Here is a 17,647-nt window from a genome sequence, read left to right as displayed (position 1 = left end):
AGAACCACTAACGCGGTTCGTCAGGCAACAACCCGGCCACCGCACCAAAAAGGACGCGCGTCTCGGCACAGATCGCATCCAGGCGCGCCGGATCGTCCTCCCCCAGCAAAAGCTGGAAACGCTTGCCAAACCCCACCGCGATACACAGGGCCGCATAGGTTTCTGCCAACGCTGCCTGCTCCACGCCAGGGCCCAACATAGCGCTGATGGCCGCCGCCAGGCGCGCCTTTTCGTGGACGAATACCTGCTGCTCCAGCATCGCACCGATCTCCGGATCGTGCAGCGCCTCAGCACAGAACAGACGCATCAGCCGGTTCTCGTCGGCATCGCGCCAGAGCTGGAACAGTAGCGTCAACAGCGCCTCGTGCAGTGCTTGCGCCGAAACCGGCGCGGGCATCTCCGCGAGTGCCCGGGTCATTCTGGCCGGGCCCAGGCGCTCCAGCAGCGCGGCGAGGATGTCCCGCTTGCCGCTGAAGTGGTTGTACAGCGATGGCGCCTGTATGCCCACCTGGCGGGCGATTTCGCGCATGCTGGTGGCCGCATAACCCCGCTCGGCAAAACAGATCAGCGCCGCATCCAGCACCCGTTCCCGTGTGCCCGGCAGAGCTCTGGCCGCAGCCTGTGGTGCCCCCGGAGAGGCCTTGCCCTTCGTGTTTCCGGTCTGTTTCACGCCTGTCTCCTCGCCCTGCCCTGGCCACTGTGCTCACAGGTTCAGCGGATATGTCTTTGACGAACTAACGTTCGTTAGTATTATCGGTGGAGTATAGATTGATGACAATATCAATAACATGCTGATCAACAAGCCCGGGAGAGCCTGAATGAGCGCTGCAGCAGATCTGATTATTCGTAACGGTACCGTATATGACGGCACCGGCGCCCCGCCCCGCCAGGCGGATCTGGTGATCCGGGCTGGCCGTATCGAGGCCATAGAGGCGAACAGCACGGCCACTGCCAGCCGCGAAATTGATGCCGGCGGCTGCTGGGTTGCGCCCGGTGCCATCGACATCCATACGCATTATGACGCCGAGGTGGAGCATAACCCGGCGCTGACCGAATCCATGCGCCATGGGGTAACGTCGGTCATTTTCGGCAACTGCTCCCTGTCGGCGGCGGTCGGTGATGCCGATGACATCGCAGACATGTTCTCGCGAGTCGAAAACCTGCCACGGCACATCCTGGAGCGCTGGTTCAGCAACAAGGACTGGAACACGCCCGCAGAGTACTACGCCCATCTTGAGAAACTGCCCCTGGGCATCAACGTGGCCACGTTCCTGGGGCACTCGAACTTGCGCCTGGGCGTGCTCGGCAAACAACGTTGCCTGGCGCCAACGACGCTGACCTGGGGCGACAAGAGCGCCCTGCGCACCATGCTGAGTGAGGCCCTCGATGCCGGCTTTCTCGGCCTGAGCGTTGATATGCTGCAGTGGCACCGCTGGAAAGGCTTCAAGTACAACGGTGCCTCGGCGCCCTCTCACTACGCCACCATGGCGGAGTTCCGCCTGCTGGCGGATGTACTGCGCCAGCACGGTCGCGTCATGCAGGCGACACCGGATGCCGGGCGCCGGCACCTGATTCCGATACTGGCCATGCTCAGCAGTGGCATTCGCCGCAAGCCGATGAAATTGTCGATGCTCACCAGTCTCGATTTCACCGCCAACCGCCGCCTTGGCCCGCTCACCCAACGACTGGCGTCGGTGATCAATGGTCTGTTTCGCGGCGACATGCGCTTTCAGTCATTGGCCGTGCCGTTCGAGTTGTGGAGTGATGGCTGCAACACGCCGGTATTCGAGGAAATGCACGCCAGCGCCTGTCTGATGAATGCCGATACGCGCAGTCAGCGCGAAGCGCTTTACCGCGACAGTGACTGGCGTGCGCAGATGCGCCAGGAGTGGCTGAAAAAATTCAACAGCAGTTTCCACAAGGATCTGTCGCTGATGACCGTTGTCGCCTGCCCGGATGGCACGTTGGTCAATCGTACTTTTGCGGACATTGCCCGCGAGCGCGGCACGTCTGCGGTGGACACCTTTATCAACCTGATTGCCGAATTTGATGAGAGCATTCGCTGGCATACCGTCATTGCCAATGATCGGCCGGCCTATTTGCGCCAGCACCTCAAGCATCCTTATATTCAGCTCGGTTTTTCCGATGCCGGTGCGCATAACCGCAATATGGCGTTTCAGAACTCCCATCTCTGGTTCCTGCGTGACGCCATGCTCAACGATGACGCCATGCCGGTGGAAAAAGCAATCTGGCGCATTACCGGCGAGCTCGCCGACTGGTTCGGGCTGGATACCGGCAAGCTTGCCGCAGGCCGCCCGGCGGATATCATGATTCTCGATCCTGCCGCGCTGGCAACGGATCTCACCGGGCCGCAGGAAACCAATGATCCCGGTTTTGATAACGCCATGCGTATGGTGTCTGAATCCGGCAAAGCCGTCCGCCAGGTTATCGTCAGCGGCCATGTCGCGATGGATAACGGCACACCCCATGCGCAGGCCGGCAAGCAAGCCTTCGGCAGACTGCTACGCACGCAGTTGCGTGGATAAGGTCAACCATAACGACAACAACAGCGGGAGCTGAGCAATGAAGTATTCGCTGGAGGCCTGGCGCAAACTGGGGCACTTTGCCAACCTGCACGGGCAGCAGATTTTTGTTATTGATACGCTGCAACGTGACCCTGCAGCCCACCACAAACCGGTCTTGTTGCTGGTGCATGGCTATCCCACATCCAGCTGGGATTTCAATCTGATTCTGGATGAGCTGTGCCGGGATTTTCGTGTTGTCGTGCCGGATCTGCTCGGCCTGGGTTTCTCCGCCAAACCCTACCCGCATCACTACAACATGGCTGAGCAAGCCAGCATCGTCGAAGCGACGCTGGCACACTGTGACGTGCAGCAATGTCATGTGCTCGCCCATGATTATGGCGATACGGTAGTGCAGGAAATGCTGGCCCGGGACAACGCCAAACCGCAATCACGTTATCTGTCGGTGGCGCTGCTCAACGGCGGTCTTTTCCCGGAAACGCACCTTGCCAGACCGATGCAGAAACTGATGGCAAGCCGTCTGGGTCCGCTGTTGGCTCGGCTGACTTCCCGCGGCAAATTGCTGAAAACGTTCTGCTCGGTGTTCGGTGCCAGCACCCAACCGTCGGAGGAGGAACTGGAAGCAGTATGGCAACTGGTCAATCACAATCAGGGCCTGCGCTGCCTGCCGCCGCTGCTCGGCTACATACGCGAACGACGGCAGCATCGCAGCCGATGGGTCGGTGCGCTCACGGATACCCGTGTGCCACTCGCGGTCATTAACGGTAGTGCGGACCCTGTGTCCGGCGCACATATGGTTGCCCGTTTCAGGGAGCTTGTCGGGGCGCAGCATTTTATTCGCGAGCTGGCTGACATCGGCCATTACCCGCACATGGAGGCACCCGCAGCAACGCTCGGCGCCTGGCAGGCCTTTATTGCCCAGTTGCCCTCAAACCAGTCAACCGCAAGAGAGTGATCAGGCACCCCCACGCCACTGGCGTGGGGTCTTCCCGGTCCAGCGCCGAAACGCACGGGAAAAATTGGAGACATCGTTGTAACCCAGTCGCCAGGCCACTTCACTGATGCCCAGGCGGCCGTCTTCCAGCAGCTCGCGGGCGCGTTCAGACTGCAACACCTCCATCAGATCCCGGTAATTACTGCCTTCTTCCCGCAACCGTCGCTTCAGCGTGCTGGTCGAGGTGTGCAACAACCCCGCCACCTCATCCTGGGAAGGCAGCGCCTGATTCTGCGGCCAGTCGCGCAGCATGTCGGTAATGCGCTCGACCATACCCGGTGGCTGCGTCTGTGCAGCAAACAGTTGACGGAATTCCTGCTCGCATTGCTCACGCGCCAACGCCGCGACAGTCGGATTGGCCAGCCTGGGCGCTACTTCCAGTAAACTGGCCGGCGCCCGCAGCTGGCAGCTGTCATGCCCGTAGGTAATCGGCACCGGCACCTGATAGCCGCTCTCCCCGAGCAGCTCTCCGGCCCTGACGTAATCCGGGCACGCGCCGGTCAGCCGAATCTCGGCGCCATCAAGTGGTGCGCCCAGCAACTGACCTGCCATATGTGCCAAACCAGCCAGCATGGCTTCCATGACAAACCGGTCCAGCTCTCCCAGGCTCCAGCGCGCTGCAACCTGGATCACGGCGGTATCGCCGTCAAACACCTGCGTCACGGACAGAAAAGGCGCCCGCAGCGTCACGTATTCGGTCGCCGCGTTCATTGCCGCCGTGATGGAGGGGCTGGACAACGCCATCATGCCCAGCGACCCGTGCAGCGTGACATTCAACGCCTGGGCATAGGCCAGCCCCAGCCCCCGATCACCCGCCATGGCGACTGCACGGCAAGCTGCGGTGTGGCATATCTGCAACGACACCCGGCGCTGACCGTCCAGCAGACTGCTACGGTCCACACCTAGCCCTTCGATCACCTGGTGATCGTCAAAACCCAGGCTTTTGACCACGTCGCATAACAGCAAGAGATAGATTGCCGGCACACCGGGCTGATTTGCCGGGAGGGGCCGTGTCTGGACTGAATTCACTGAAATATGGTCTCCGTCTACCAGACATCACACAGGGATGAAGCCCAAGATATACCGAGTCGCTGCCCGGTTCGCCATGATCCCGCAGCCCTCACGCGTGTCACCGGGGCCAACTGGTCCCGATTCACCGGCCACAGAGGACTCTGTTATGTCACGTACTGCCGCCATCAGTAAACCGGCGCACGTCAGCATTACACCACAACGCATGGATTTTGCATTCGAGGATGTGCCGCGCCACTGGTTCCGCAATGACCCGGTGCTGACACATTTTCTCAACGCCTTGTCACTCACGTTTCCCGATGGCGAGCGATTCTTCGTCGATGCCGTGCGCGCGTTTCGTGATCAGGTGACTGACAAGACACGGCAAGCCGAGATCTCCGGCTTTATCGGGCAGGAGGCCATGCATTCGCTGGAGCATGACAGCTTCAACCATATGCTCGCCAGCCAGGGCTACCGTGAAGAAGCCGAGGGCGGCCAGAAACTGGCCCGTCACCTGATCAAACAGGGGCGCGAACGGCTCTCGGCCAAACAGCAGCTGGCAGCCACTGCCGCGCTGGAGCACATCACCGCGATTCTGGCCAACCGACTGCTGAAAGACCCCGCCTTGCTGGCCAGCATGCATCCCTCTGTCCGCGCCCTGTGGATATGGCACGCCATTGAGGAAATCGAGCACAAGGCCGTTGCCTTTGATCTGTACCAGGACGTGGTCGGCAGCTACCGCATGCGCGTGCGGACGTTGCTGGCCGCCACACTGGCGCTGGGCACCTACACCGGGAAATACACCTGGGCCTTTCTCAAGAAAGACCGCCTGCACCGCCGCCCGCTGGTGCTCGCCCGGGGCATGTGGCGCCTGTTCGGCATCAACGGCGTGCTGACCCGCACCATCCCGGATTTTCTGACGTTCCTGCGCCCGGATTTCCATCCCTGGCAGGAGGACAACAGCGCGCTGATCGCCGAGTGGCGGGCGATCCTGGCTGCCCAGGAACAGGCCCAGAGCTCGCATCAGGACAGCGTGCCGGAGGTCCCACTCCCCACCGCCCAGGGCCAGCACTGAAGCGGCGGAAGGCTGGGTCAGGCACCTGACCCAGCCACTCTTCTCAACCACTCGTCTCAGCCACTCTCCTCGGATAAAAATATTATTGTGGCTCACTGTGACATCAGATAATGTAAAAATCAGATGTGACAGTTTGCCATCACAATAAGCCCGTCCCTCCGGGAGATAACAATATGAACAACGTACACACCAGCACCGGCAGCTTTGTCGAGACCGTGGGTCAGGCCTTCCTGGCCAATGATGCCCATGCACCGGACCCTGCCCTGCTCGCCCGCTGGCGCCCCACCCGCAGCATCTGGAATCTGGCCCGCCGCAGCCAGGTGGCGGTCTCCGGCCTGCGCCGCAGGCATCTGTGGCTGGATCAGCACCGGGTCACCTTTCTGGAAGGCGGCCGCATGGACGCCGACACCGTGGTACTGGTGCACGGCTTTGGCGCCAGCAAGGAAAACTGGCTGTTTCTGGCCGGCCTGCTGGCCCGCCAGTATCACCTGATCATCCCGGATCTGCCGGGTTTTGGCGAAAGTCACTTTGTTGCCAGTTCCAATTATCGGCTCGCGACCCAGGCCGAACGCCTGCACCGCATTGTCAGCCAGATCAGCAGCGGCAAGGTGCACCTGGTCGGTAATTCCATGGGCGGCGCCATCGCCGGGATTACCGCAGCACGCTTTTCCGATCAGATCGCCAGCCTGACGCTGATGAATGCCGCCGGCATGCGCGGCAGCCGCGCCAGTGATTTCGAAACGGCATTACAACGGGGTGAAAACCCGCTGATCCCGGCGAGCATGTTTGATGTGGCGCGGCTGTTCCGCATCGTGACCTACAAGAATCGCCACAGCCTGAGCGCCCTGCTGACACCGATCATGTATCGGGAAATGGTGCATCGGCACCCGGTGAATCACCGTATTTTCCGGGACATGCTCGACATTGATGAGGACCCGAATCAGGTCTTCAGTGAGGTGACCTGCCCGACCATGATCATGTGGGGCGACCAGGATGCCGTGCTGGATGTCAGCTGCGCCGACACCTTCCACAGCCTGATCCCTCATGCCAGCAAGCGCATCTTCCGGGGTGTGGGCCACCTGCCGATGCTGGAAGCCCCCGGGCTCACCGCACGCACCTTGCGCAGCCACTGGCGCGACGCCCGGCGCAGTCAGCAACACTGATCCGACCCGCAGGGCCGCGCCCGCGCGCCCTGCTTTATCTTTGTTAAGGCGCGCCTTCCGCAGCAGCCCTCTAAAGCAGACTGAACACCGGCGATTCAGGTAGAATGCGGCCACAGCCATCAGTCGGCGCCGTCACGGCCCGCCGCTTCGGAATGCTTTATGACCGCCATTGCCATGCCCAGGGCCGACAAGGCCCTGTTCGATTATCCGCGCTATTGGGCTGAATGCTTCGGCACAGCACCCTTTCTGCCCATGTCCAGGGCCGAGATGGACTTGCTGGGGTGGGACAGCTGCGATGTGATTATCGTGACCGGTGATGCCTATGTGGACCATCCCTCCTTCGGCATGGCCATCATCGGGCGCCTGCTGGAGGCGCAGGGTTTTCGCGTCGGCATCATTGCCCAGCCGGACTGGCACAGCAAAGATGATTTCATGAAGCTCGGCCGGCCCAATCTGTTCTTCGGTGTTGCCGCCGGCAACATGGATTCCATGATCAACCGCTATACCGCCGACCGTAAAGCGCGCTCCGATGACGCCTATACCCCCGGCGGCATGGCAGGCAAGCGACCGGATCGCTGCTCCCTTGTGTACAGCCAGCGTTGTCGTGAGGCCTGGGCGGATGTGCCGGTGGTACTGGGCGGCATCGAAGCCTCGCTGCGCCGCATTGCTCACTATGATTACTGGCAGGACAAGGTGCGTCGCTCCATTCTGGTGGATGCAGCCGCCGACATCCTGCTCTACGGCAACGCTGAACGCGCCATCGTCGAGATCGCCCAGCGTTTTTCCCGCGGTGAAGATCTCAGCACCATGACCAATATTCGCGGCACCGCATTTGTGCGCCGTGACACGCCGGAAGGCTGGCTGGAGGTGGACTCCACCCGTGTCGACCGCCCGGGGCAGATTGATCGCATCATCAATCCCTATATCAATACCCAGGAACTGGACAGTTGCGAGCTGGAAAAACGTAACGCCCAGCAGATTGATCCTGACGCCGAACAGGTCGTGCAGATTCGCTGGCACGCGCACCGGGATCGCGACCGCAGCGTGATCCGGTTGCCGAGCTTCGAAAAAGTGCGCAATGATGCGGTGCTTTATGCCCACGCCAACCGCGTACTGCATCTGGAAACCAATCCCGGCAACGCCCGGGCGCTGGTCCAGCGCCACGGCGACCAGGACATCTGGATGAACCCGCCGCCGATTCCACTGAGCACCGAGGAAATGGATTACGTCTTCGGCCTGCCCTATGCGCGGGTCCCGCACCCGGCCTATGAAGGCGAAAAGATTCCCGCCTATGACATGATCCGTTTCTCCGTGAACATCATGCGCGGGTGTTTCGGCGGTTGTACCTTCTGTTCGATCACCGAGCACGAAGGACGCATTATCCAGAATCGCTCACAGGATTCGATTCTGCGGGAGATCGAGGAAATCCGGGACAAGGTGCCCGGCTTTACCGGCGTGATTTCAGACCTGGGTGGCCCGACGGCAAACATGTACCGCATTGCCTGCAAAACCCGGGAAATCGAAGCGGCGTGCCGTAAACCCAGCTGCGTTTACCCCGGCATCTGCGAGAATCTGAATACCGACCACTCTGCGCTGACGCAACTGTATCGCGAAGCCCGCAGCCTGCCCGGCATCAAGAAGATCCTGATTGCTTCTGGCCTGCGTTACGATCTGGCCGTCAAGGACCCGGAGTATGTCCGCGAACTGGTCACGCACCATGTCGGCGGCTATCTCAAAATCGCCCCGGAACATACCGAGGACGGCCCGCTGAACAAGATGATGAAGCCGGGCATCGGCTCCTATGATCTGTTCAAGCGCATGTTCGAGAAATTTTCCAAAGAGGCGGGCAAGGAACAGTACCTTATTCCCTACTTTATCGCGGCGCACCCTGGCACCCGTGACGAAGACATGATGAATCTGGCGCTCTGGCTGAAGATCAACAAGTTCCGCGCCGATCAGGTGCAAGCCTTCTACCCGTCCCCGATGGCAACCGCCACCGCCATGTACCATTCCGGCCGCAATCCGCTGCGCCGCATTGATTACAAGAGCGAGCGCGTCACCATCGTCAAGGATGCCGAGCAACGGCGTTTGCACAAGGCCTTCCTGCGTTACCATGATTCGAAGAACTGGCCGCTGCTGCGCGCCGCCCTGAAGAAAATGGGCCGCGCGGATCTGATCGGCCCCGGGCAGCATCAGCTGATCCCCAAAGACCAGCCGGATGAAAAAGGCGAATATCGCGCTCCCCGTCGCAAGAATTCCCAGCAAGCGCATAACACCCGGCGCGGCAAGCCGGACAAGCGAGGCGGGAAAGTGCTCACCCAGCACACCGGGCTGCCTCCGCGCCGTCAACGTTAGGATACTGCTCGTGGCCCATGCGCAATTCCTTGAGCTGTTTCTTGCTGACGTGCCGCTTCTGGATGTGCGTGCACCGGTGGAATTCGGGAAAGGCGCCTTCCCGACCGCCCACAACATACCGTTGCTGAACGATGATGAGCGCCACCAGATAGGCATCCGTTACAAGCAACAGGGCCAGGAGGCTGCCATCGCCCTGGGGCATGAACTGGTGGGCGGTGACGTGCGGGCGGCTCGCACTGCCGCCTGGGTTGACTGGTATCGGCAACACCCCGACGGCCATCTTTATTGTTTTCGTGGCGGGCTGCGCTCACGTACCGTTCAGCAATGGTTGCAGGAAGAAGGCGTCAATATTCCGCTGATCGCCGGCGGTTACAAAGCCCTGCGTCGTTTCCTGCTGGAGCGCTTTCAGCAAGACCTCAATCGCAGCCACCTGCAATTGCTCAGTGGCCGCACCGGCACCGGCAAGACCCGGGTGATCGAGCAACTCACGCAGACCCTGGACCTGGAAGGTCTGGCCCATCATCGCGGCTCGTCTTTCGGACGCCGCCCGGGTGAGCAACCGGCGCAGATCGATTTCGAGAACGCCCTGGCCATCGGCCTGTTGCGCCTGCGCGAAGCGAGTGACCGGCCGCTGGTACTGGAAGATGAGGGCCGTCTGATCGGCCGCTGCGCGCTACCGATACCCTTGCAGACAGCGATGAAGTCGGCGCCCCGGGTCATGATCGAAGAGAGCCTGGAAAGCCGCGTGCAAGTGACACTGGAAGACTATGTGCTGGGCCCGGTTGCCGAGTACCGCGCCTTCTACGGCGCAGATCAGGCCGAGGCACGGCTTGGCGAAGCATTGCTGGCGGGGCTGGATCGCATTCAGCGCCGCCTCGGCGGATCACGGCACGCCGCATTGCGCGAGACGCTGTGCGCGGCGCTCGCCCTGCAACGTGAAAACGGTGATGTCGAAGCACACCGTGACTGGATACGCGTGCTGTTGCGGGATTATTACGACCCGATGTATGACTACATGCTCAGCAAACGCGAGGGTGACACGCTGTTCCGTGGCACCCGCGACGCAGTACAACAATTTCTCAGCGCACAGGAAACCTGATCTCCGGGGCCGATTGCCAGACACGGCCCCCGCCGAAAACGGTGAAAACAGTCTGGCTCACACTCCCTATTGAACGGAGCGACACAATGACCACGCGCCTCACTGCCCTTTTGTTGGCGGTTTCTTTTGCTATGACCGCGCCCTTGTCGGCGTTGGCCGATACCTTTGTGTTCACCGCCATTCCGGACCAGGATGAATCCCGCCTGATGACCCGCTTTGGCAAGGTGGCGGATTACCTGAGTGAAGAACTGGGCGTCGAAGTGCGCTACATCCCGGTGAAATCCTATGCTGCCGCCGTCACCGCCTTCCGCAACAACGAAGTGCAGATGGCCTGGTTCGGGGGCTTCTCCGGTGTGCAAGCCCAGCGTCTCGTTGCCGGCAGCCGCGCTATTGCCCAGGGCGTTGAAGACCCGGCATTCCTGAGCTATCTGATCGTCAACACCAGCACCGATATTGAGCCAGCCGAGGCCTTTCCCATGGCGTTGCAAGGCAAACGCTTTACGTTTGGCTCACGCAGCTCGACCTCCGGCCGTCTCATGCCGGAATATTTCATGCGCCAGGCTACCGGGCAATCGCCGCAACAGTTCTTCAGCCGTGTCGGCTTCAGCGGCGATCACAGTGCCACCATTGCTCTGGTGCAAAGCGGTGCCTGGGACGCCGGCGTCGTCAATTACAAGGTCTGGGATCAGGCAGTGCGCGAAGGCCAGGTAGATGAAACCCGCGTGCGCAAGGTATGGACCACACCGCCCTACCCCGACTACCACTGGGTGATTCGCGGTGACGTGGAAAATCGTTTTGGTGAGGGTTTTATCGACAAAGTCCAGGCGGTGCTGATCGGCATCGAAGACGAGGATATTCTGGCAAGTTTTCCGCGCCAGGGCTTTATCCCGGCCAGCAATGACGATTACGCGCCCATCGTGAATACCGCCCGTGAGCTGGACCTGCTCGACTGATGCACAGCGACGGGCTGTTCCACTTCAGCGATGCCACGCTGCGCCAGGGCAATCTGGTGGTGCTCACGCAATTAACGCTGAATATTCAGCGTGGTGAGAAAGTCGCCTTGCTGGGCCCATCCGGCGCCGGCAAATCCACGCTGCTTGGCGCCCTGCGTGCGCAGCAACCACAGCAGGTTGCCTGGTGTCCGCAAGAGGGTGCGCTGGTGCCCATGCTCAGTGTGTTCCACAACATCTATATGGGCGCACTGAGTCGCCATGGCACTCTCTACAACCTTGCCAATCTGGTGTGGCCGTTACCGGCAGAGCGCCGTGCGATACAGGCCCTGGCATCAGAGTTGGGCCTGAGCGAAAAATGGCGCACCAGCGTCGATCGCTTGTCCGGCGGACAGGCGCAGCGGGTGGCGTTGGGCCGCGCACTCTACAGCCAACGCCCCGTGCTGCTGGGTGATGAACCGGTCTCCAGTCTGGATGAGCATCAGGGGCTGGCACTGCTGCGTCAGGCGCTGGCACAACATGACAGCGCTGTTATCGCACTGCATGACCGGAGTCTCGCCCTGCAGTGTTTTGATCGCGTCATCGGCTTGCGTGACAACCGTCTGGTGCTCGACGCACCGGCAGCATCGCTGACACTGGCAGATCTCGATGCGCTGTACCAGTAGCTGTATAAGTAGCTGTACCAGCACTGGTGGATGCTGCCATGACTGAACAGCGCTGGCAGACCACAGCCCGCCGCTTCCGCGTTGCCTCCCTGTGGCTCGGCCTTGCCGGGCTGCTGGCGTTTGTTGTTGCTGATCTGGAAATTATTACCGGCACACCGGGCACTGAGATAGGGCGTATTGCCACCGGCTTCCTGTCGCCGGATCTGGCCGCGACCGAATTTATCTGGCAGGCGTTGGCCAATACACTCGCCTTCGCCTTCCAGGGCGTCGCCCTGGGTATTGCCGGCGGGTTTGTGCTCGCGGTGTTCTGGCACCATCGCCTGGTGCGCGCCGGCAGTGCCGTCATCCGCGCGGTGCATGAACTCTTCTGGGGGCTGATATTTCTGCAACTCACCGGCCTGTCGCCGCTCACCGGCGTGCTCGCCATTGCCATTCCCTATGCCGGCATCTTTGCCAAGGTGTTCGGTGAGTTTCTGGAAGAATCAGATCAGCGCCCTGCGCTGGCGCTTCCCGAGGGCAGCGGCAGGCTGACGACATTTTTTTACGCTCGCCTGCCACTGATCATGGGGCCGCTGCGCACCTACGGCGCGTATCGTCTGGAGTGCGGACTGCGCGCCTCGGCGATCCTCGGTTTTATCGGTTTGCCGACACTGGGCTTCCATCTGGAAACCGCGTTCCGGCAGGGGGATTACAGCGCCGGGGCCGCCGTGCTGTACGTCTTTTTTCTGTTGATCGGCACGTTACGTTTCTGGTTGCACCGGCGTCTTGTGCCGGTGTATCTCGGCGCGGCGCTGTGGTGGGCGCCGCCCTTGTCCAGTGCTCCAGAAGGCACGCTGCGTCGCTTCTTTACCAGCGATATCGTACCCGCCCCGCTCAAGGGGGACGGCTCGCTGGCAGATCTCTGGCATTGGTTTGCGCGGCTGATGATGGAGCAAGGACTGCCGGGGCTCTGGCATACGCTCGTGCTGTCCACCGCAGCACTGCTGGCCACTGCCGTGCTGGCGTTGTTGCTGTTCCCGCTGGTGTCGCCCCGGTTTGGCAATCGCGTCAGTCGAGGCGCCGGGCACCTGTTTCTGATGATCATGCGCACCACACCGGAATTCCTGCTGGCGTTTATTCTGTTACTGCTGCTGGGCCCATCCATGCTGCCCGGCATCATTGCTTTGGCCTTGCATACCGGCGCCATCGTCGCTTATCTGACCGGCCGCTTTACGTTGTACTTGCCGGCTCGTGCTGATCGCCCCCGTGGATTGCAGGGCTACGCCTGGGATACGCTGCCGCGCATTTATCCCAATGTATTGGCATTGCTGCTATACCGCTGGGAGATCATCATGCGCGAAACCGCAATCCTCGGTATTCTCGGCATCACGACACTGGGCTATTACGTGGATGCCGCCTTCGCCGAATTCCGTTTTGACCGGGCGCTGGTGCTGATCGGCCTCGCCGTCGCCCTGAATCTGCTGGTGGACCATCTGTCCCGCCGATTGCGGCAACACTTGCGGCTTTCCATCAACAGCGGCCAGTTTGCACGGGAGCCCATGCCATGAACCATCACGACGGCGCCAGCCAGGATCTGCTGCTGATCGGTGGCGGCCACAGCCATGCGCTGGTGCTGCGCCGCCTGGGGATGCGCCCGCTGGCCAACACGCGTATCACGCTGGTGTCGCCAGACAGCCTGACGCCCTACTCCGGCATGCTACCGGGGCTGGTGGCGGGCCATTACACCGAGGAAGAGACGCACATTGATCTGCGCAGGCTGTGCCAATGGGCCGACGTGCGCTTTGTCCGGGATCGTGTTGTCGCGCTGGATGCCGACCATCGTCAGCTAACCCTCGCCCATGGCGCACCGCTTCACTACGACATGCTGAGTCTGGATATCGGCAGCACCCCTGATCTGGACAGCGTGCCCGGTGCGCGCACGCATGCGGTGCCAGTCAAACCGGTCAGCAGTTTTCGCCAACGCTGGGACGCCTTGCTGACACGCCTGCGTCAACAGCCGCAGCAACAGGCGCGCATCTGTGTGGTGGGCGCCGGTGCCGGTGGCACCGAGATGATACTGGCCATAGCCCGGGCGCTGAGTCGCGAACAGATCCGCGCCAGCCTGACGCTGGTCAGCGGCGGCCAGCTGCTGCCGGGCTACCCGTCCAGGGCGCGCCAGGCCATGGCCCGAGAACTGGCCCATGCTGGCGTGCGAGTGTTGAGTCACTTCAATGTTGCCCGCGTGGACGCGCACCAACTGACGGATGACAACGGCGGCAGCGAGGCTTTCGACTTCCTGCTGTGGTGCACCGGTGCCTGCGGTGCGCCATGGCTTGCAGCGTCCGGCCTGGCCGTCACCGAACAGGGCTTCGTGCGGGTCGGCAGAAACCTGCAGAGCCTGCACCACAAGGCGGTTTTCGCCGCCGGGGACTGTGCCTGGCTGGAGGGACTGCAATTGCCTCGCGCCGGCGTCTATGCGGTAAGGCAGGCACCGGTGCTGGCGCACAATCTCGCGACCTTTGCGGAACGCGGCCCTGAGCACTTTCAAAAAGCCTGTCGCAACTACACGCCGCAGCGGCGCTTTCTGTCCTTGCTCTCGGCAGGGCTCTCGACAGGGCTCTCGACAGAACGCCCCTTCGCCGTGGCCAGCCGGGGCGGATTGAGTGCGAGCGGCGCCTGGGTATGGCATTGGAAAAACCGCATAGACCGAAATTTCATGCGTCTCTTCAGCGATCTGCCGGCCAGGCAAACGATGGCCACCAGGGAGACCGACGGCACGGCGGCCATGCATTGCCAGGGCTGTGGCGCCAAACTCGGACCGGACGCCCTGCGCCACGCGCTTGAAGGCCTTGAGGGCTATCCCCGGGACGAGGTGCTGACTGATTTCCGCAGCGGCGACGATGCGGCACTGGTGCGCTGGCCGGCCCGGCAGCTGCTGGTACAGAGCCAGGACTATTTCCCGGCCTTTATCGACGAACCCTGGCTGTTCGGCCGCATTGCCACCTTGCATTCACTGAGCGATCTGCACGCCATGAATGCCACGCCGCACTCCGCTCTGGCCACCGTCAGTATTGCCCACAATCATCCGCGCCTGCAGCAACGGGATCTGCGGCAATTGATGCAGGGCGCCTTGAGTGCGTTGCAGGAGAGCCATTGCAGCCTGCTGGGTGGCCACACCATCGAGGGCCCGCAGATGGCCGCCGGTTTCGCCGTCAATGGCAGCGCCGATCCCGCGAAGCTGTTGCACAAAAAAGGGGCACGCCCGGGCGATGTGCTGCTGCTGACCAAACCCCTCGGCACCGGCATTCTGCTGGCGGCGCAGATGCGCCAGCGCTGCAAGGGCCCCTGGCTGGATGCTGCGCTGGAAAGCATGCTGGCGAATCACGGCCCGGCCGCCGGTGTGTTTGCGCAGCACGGCGCTACCGCCTGTACCGACGTCACCGGCTTCGGTCTGCTGGGTCATTTGCTGGAGATGCTGGACAAGAGCCAGGTCGGCGCCAACCTGACCCTGAGTGCACTGCCCGTGCTGCCCGGCGCCATCACGCTGGCCGGGCAAGGCATCGGCAGCAGCCTGAAACCGGCCAATGATGTGGTGCTGTCCCGCTGCCATCTGGCGCCGGGTGTCGCGGGACATCCACTACTGACGGCCCTGACTGACCCGCAAACCAGTGGCGGGTTGCTGGCCAGCGTTCCGGCAGCGCAACACCTTGCCTGTATCGCGGCGCTGCACGCACTGGGCCTCCCCTGTTGGCACATCGGTCACTGTACAGAGGATGGCGGGCAGACAAGATTGCTGAGGTGATCACACCTTGCATCGCCAACCCCACCGGGCCTGTGGTGCCGCACGACAATCCTCGCTATCATCGCTGGCATGAAACCTACCCAGCTGACACCGTCCGCCATTCTGCAAAGCCTGCGTAAATACACACGGCAAGGCGCAGACGTGCCCGTGGAAACGTCCGGGCACAAGGAATTCACCATTGATGCGCTGGCCCGTGAGGCCAGCACGACGGTGCGTAACGTGCGCGCCTATCAGGATCGTGGTCTGCTGCCGCCGCCAGAAAAACGCGGCCGCACCGGCATCTACTCCGATGTGCATCTGGCGCGCCTGAAAATCATCGGGCAGCTGCTCAATCGCGGTTTTACCCTGGCCAATATCCGCGATCTGCTCACCGCCTGGGAACAGGGGCGCGACCTCAATGACATTCTCGGGCTGGAAGTCGTCGTCACAAGCCCGTGGAGTGACGAAGCGCCCTCCTACATGAGCTATGAAGAGTTGCTGGAATCCTTTGGCGATCAACTAACCCAGGAGGTGCTGCTCAAGGCCGTCAATCTGGGCTACATGATGCCCGAGGGTGATCGCCTGCGTGTTCCCAGCCCGCGCATTCTGAATGCCGGCCGCGAACTGGTAGAGGCTGGCATCCCGCTGGATGCGTTGCTGGATGAGGTGAACTCCGTACGCTCCGAGGTGGACCGCATTGCCGATGGCTTCGTGCGGCTGGTGGTCACCCACCTGGTGGACGCCAAATATGGCGACAAGGACCTGCCCCGTGGTGAGGATATCGCCAAACTGGCGCATTTCATCCAGCGCGTGCGCCCTATCGCGGACATGGTCGTCAGCGCCGAGCTGGCACGCATTCTGGACAAGTCGATCAACAAGATTCTGGTGGACCGGCTGGCCAATGTGCTCACCCATCTGGAAGAGCAGGAAAGCCAGGACACGCCCCGGTAATCCGGTCCGGCCTGGCCTGGTCTGTTTCGGCCGGACCTGCTACTTGTGGGTTTTCAGCAGCGCCGCAACCTTGTCGATGTACTTCTGCATCGCCTGCTCCCGGGACATGCCCTTGAGCTTGGCCCAGGCGTCATATTTGGCGCGACCGACCATATCCAGCATACCCGGCCGTTTTCCTGACACATCGCCGCTGGCACCCTGCTTGTAATGCGAATACAGAAACAGCATATCGTCGTTGCCGGGACGCTTGGTCAGTGTCTTGACGTCCAGTTGTGCCTGATCAAAAGCCTGCTTGTCTGTCATGCTGTCGCTCCTGTGATGGTGGCCTGACGATGATGGCCTGACATGATCTGAATCATTCAATCAGTCTTGTGCCGCGTTATATCAGCATTATTCTCAGGTGTGCGCAATGGCAGCGACAACCGCTCCGGACGTCGCGGCACCACCCCGCGGTAGTGACCGAGGATGCGTTGCATATCGGCCCCCATCTCGGCGGCGGAATAATCCTCGCCCGGATAGAGCACATCGGCAAAACGCAGTTCGCGCCGTCCATAATCCAGCACGGCAACAATCACCGGCACGCGGGCTCGGGACGCAATCATGTAGAAGCCGGTGCGCCACTGCTCGGCGGCGGTACGCGTTCCTTCCGGCGCGATGCCCAGAAACAGCTTTTCGCGCTCCCGAAACCGATCCACAGACTGATCGACCACGCCGCGCGCGCTGTCCCGGTGAATGGGAATACCCCCAAGCCAGCGCAACACTCTGGCAAACGGCCAACGGAACAATGTCTCCTTGGCCATCAGACCGATGCGCACCTGCAATGCCAACACCACCCCCGCCGCCACCAGGCCGTCCCAATTGGAGCTGTGCGGCGCACCGATCACTACCGCTTTGGGCACATCCGGGAAGTGGCCGGTAATGCGCCAGCCGATCAGTCGGAGAATGATTCGGCCAAGAAGGCGGCTGAAGGCATTGCCGCGGCGCGGGACCGCCTTGCCAATCACCACGTCCGAGACCGGATCCACATCAGCGTTACGCACTTCATGGTTCATATTATTCTGCGCACTAAAATTAAATTTCGCCT

Annotated in this window: 15 protein-coding genes; 11 read left to right on the top strand and 4 right to left on the bottom strand. The window is 61.6% G+C overall.

From position 1 onward, the window contains the following. Nucleotides 1-7: 7 nt before the first annotated feature. Nucleotides 8-670: a TetR/AcrR family transcriptional regulator gene (locus tag K8B33_RS01235; RefSeq protein WP_223422401.1), complete on the bottom strand. Its 663-nt coding sequence runs from the start codon at nt 668-670 to the stop codon at nt 8-10. Nucleotides 671-818: 148 nt separating this feature from the next. On the opposite strand from K8B33_RS01235, the gene K8B33_RS01230 reads away from it, so the two are divergent. After that, the gene (locus K8B33_RS01230; RefSeq protein ID WP_223422399.1) at nt 819-2,546 is read left to right on the top strand and encodes an N-acyl-D-amino-acid deacylase family protein; all 1,728 of its coding nucleotides are present in this window, start codon (nt 819-821) and stop codon (nt 2,544-2,546) included. A gap of 37 nt (nt 2,547-2,583) precedes the next feature. Then, nucleotides 2,584-3,498 carry an alpha/beta fold hydrolase gene (locus K8B33_RS01225; RefSeq protein WP_223422397.1) on the top strand — a complete coding sequence of 305 codons (915 nt, stop codon included), beginning with the start codon at nt 2,584-2,586 and terminating at the stop codon, nt 3,496-3,498. Here K8B33_RS01225 and K8B33_RS01220 read toward each other — a convergent pair whose 3' ends face one another. Beyond that, complete coding sequence (locus K8B33_RS01220; protein WP_223422395.1) at nt 3,499-4,566, bottom strand: AraC family transcriptional regulator; 1,068 nt, start codon at nt 4,564-4,566, stop codon at nt 3,499-3,501. 148 nt (nt 4,567-4,714) lie between these two features. Between K8B33_RS01220 and K8B33_RS01215 the strand changes: the two genes are divergently transcribed. The 9 genes from K8B33_RS01215 (at nt 4,715) to K8B33_RS01175 (ending at nt 16,563) form a co-directional block, all read left to right on the top strand. Next, complete coding sequence (locus K8B33_RS01215; protein ID WP_223422392.1) at nt 4,715-5,620, top strand: metal-dependent hydrolase; 906 nt, start codon at nt 4,715-4,717, stop codon at nt 5,618-5,620. Between the two features lie 173 nt (nt 5,621-5,793). Next, complete coding sequence (locus K8B33_RS01210; protein ID WP_223422390.1) at nt 5,794-6,783, top strand: alpha/beta fold hydrolase; 990 nt, start codon at nt 5,794-5,796, stop codon at nt 6,781-6,783. 159 nt (nt 6,784-6,942) lie between these two features. Further along, entirely contained in the window at nt 6,943-9,138 is a 2,196-nt protein-coding gene (locus K8B33_RS01205) for a YgiQ family radical SAM protein (RefSeq protein WP_223422388.1), read from the top strand. Nucleotides 9,139-9,148: 10 nt separating this feature from the next. After that, entirely contained in the window at nt 9,149-10,237 is a 1,089-nt protein-coding gene (mnmH, locus tag K8B33_RS01200; protein ID WP_223422385.1) for a tRNA 2-selenouridine(34) synthase MnmH, read from the top strand. Between the two features lie 86 nt (nt 10,238-10,323). Further along, entirely contained in the window at nt 10,324-11,190 is an 867-nt protein-coding gene (locus tag K8B33_RS01195) for a putative selenate ABC transporter substrate-binding protein (protein WP_223422383.1), read from the top strand. Next, nucleotides 11,190-11,852, top strand: coding sequence for an ATP-binding cassette domain-containing protein (locus K8B33_RS01190; protein ID WP_223422381.1), 663 nt, complete (start codon nt 11,190-11,192; stop codon nt 11,850-11,852). The genes K8B33_RS01195 and K8B33_RS01190 overlap by 1 nt, the downstream gene beginning before the upstream one ends. A 38-nt stretch (nt 11,853-11,890) precedes the next feature. Then, the gene (locus tag K8B33_RS01185; RefSeq protein ID WP_223422378.1) at nt 11,891-13,399 is read left to right on the top strand and encodes a PhnE/PtxC family ABC transporter permease; all 1,509 of its coding nucleotides are present in this window, start codon (nt 11,891-11,893) and stop codon (nt 13,397-13,399) included. Then, nucleotides 13,396-15,633 (top strand): selenide, water dikinase SelD, encoded by a 2,238-nt coding sequence (gene selD, locus K8B33_RS01180; RefSeq protein ID WP_223422376.1) that lies wholly within the window; start codon nt 13,396-13,398, stop codon nt 15,631-15,633. The genes K8B33_RS01185 and selD overlap by 4 nt, the downstream gene beginning before the upstream one ends. Before the next feature lie 69 nt (nt 15,634-15,702). Further along, nucleotides 15,703-16,563 (top strand): MerR family transcriptional regulator, encoded by an 861-nt coding sequence (locus K8B33_RS01175; RefSeq protein WP_223422373.1) that lies wholly within the window; start codon nt 15,703-15,705, stop codon nt 16,561-16,563. 39 nt (nt 16,564-16,602) lie between these two features. Here the strand turns inward: K8B33_RS01175 and K8B33_RS01170 are convergent, their stop codons facing one another. Both K8B33_RS01170 and K8B33_RS01165 read right to left on the bottom strand, forming a co-directional pair. Continuing rightward, on the bottom strand, nt 16,603-16,866 hold the full coding sequence (locus K8B33_RS01170; protein WP_223422370.1) for an acyl-CoA-binding protein: 264 nt from the start codon (nt 16,864-16,866) through the stop codon (nt 16,603-16,605). 56 nt (nt 16,867-16,922) lie between these two features. Next, the gene (locus K8B33_RS01165; protein WP_223422368.1) at nt 16,923-17,615 is read right to left on the bottom strand and encodes a lysophospholipid acyltransferase family protein; all 693 of its coding nucleotides are present in this window, start codon (nt 17,613-17,615) and stop codon (nt 16,923-16,925) included. Nucleotides 17,616-17,647: the final 32 nt, after the last annotated feature.

The organism is Alcanivorax limicola, from assembly GCF_019931215.1.
Classification (GTDB): Bacteria; Pseudomonadota; Gammaproteobacteria; order Pseudomonadales; family Alcanivoracaceae; genus Isoalcanivorax; species Isoalcanivorax limicola.
The sequence above is the reverse complement of the archived record's forward strand: the minus strand, read 5'-3'. Positions and strand labels throughout refer to the sequence as shown.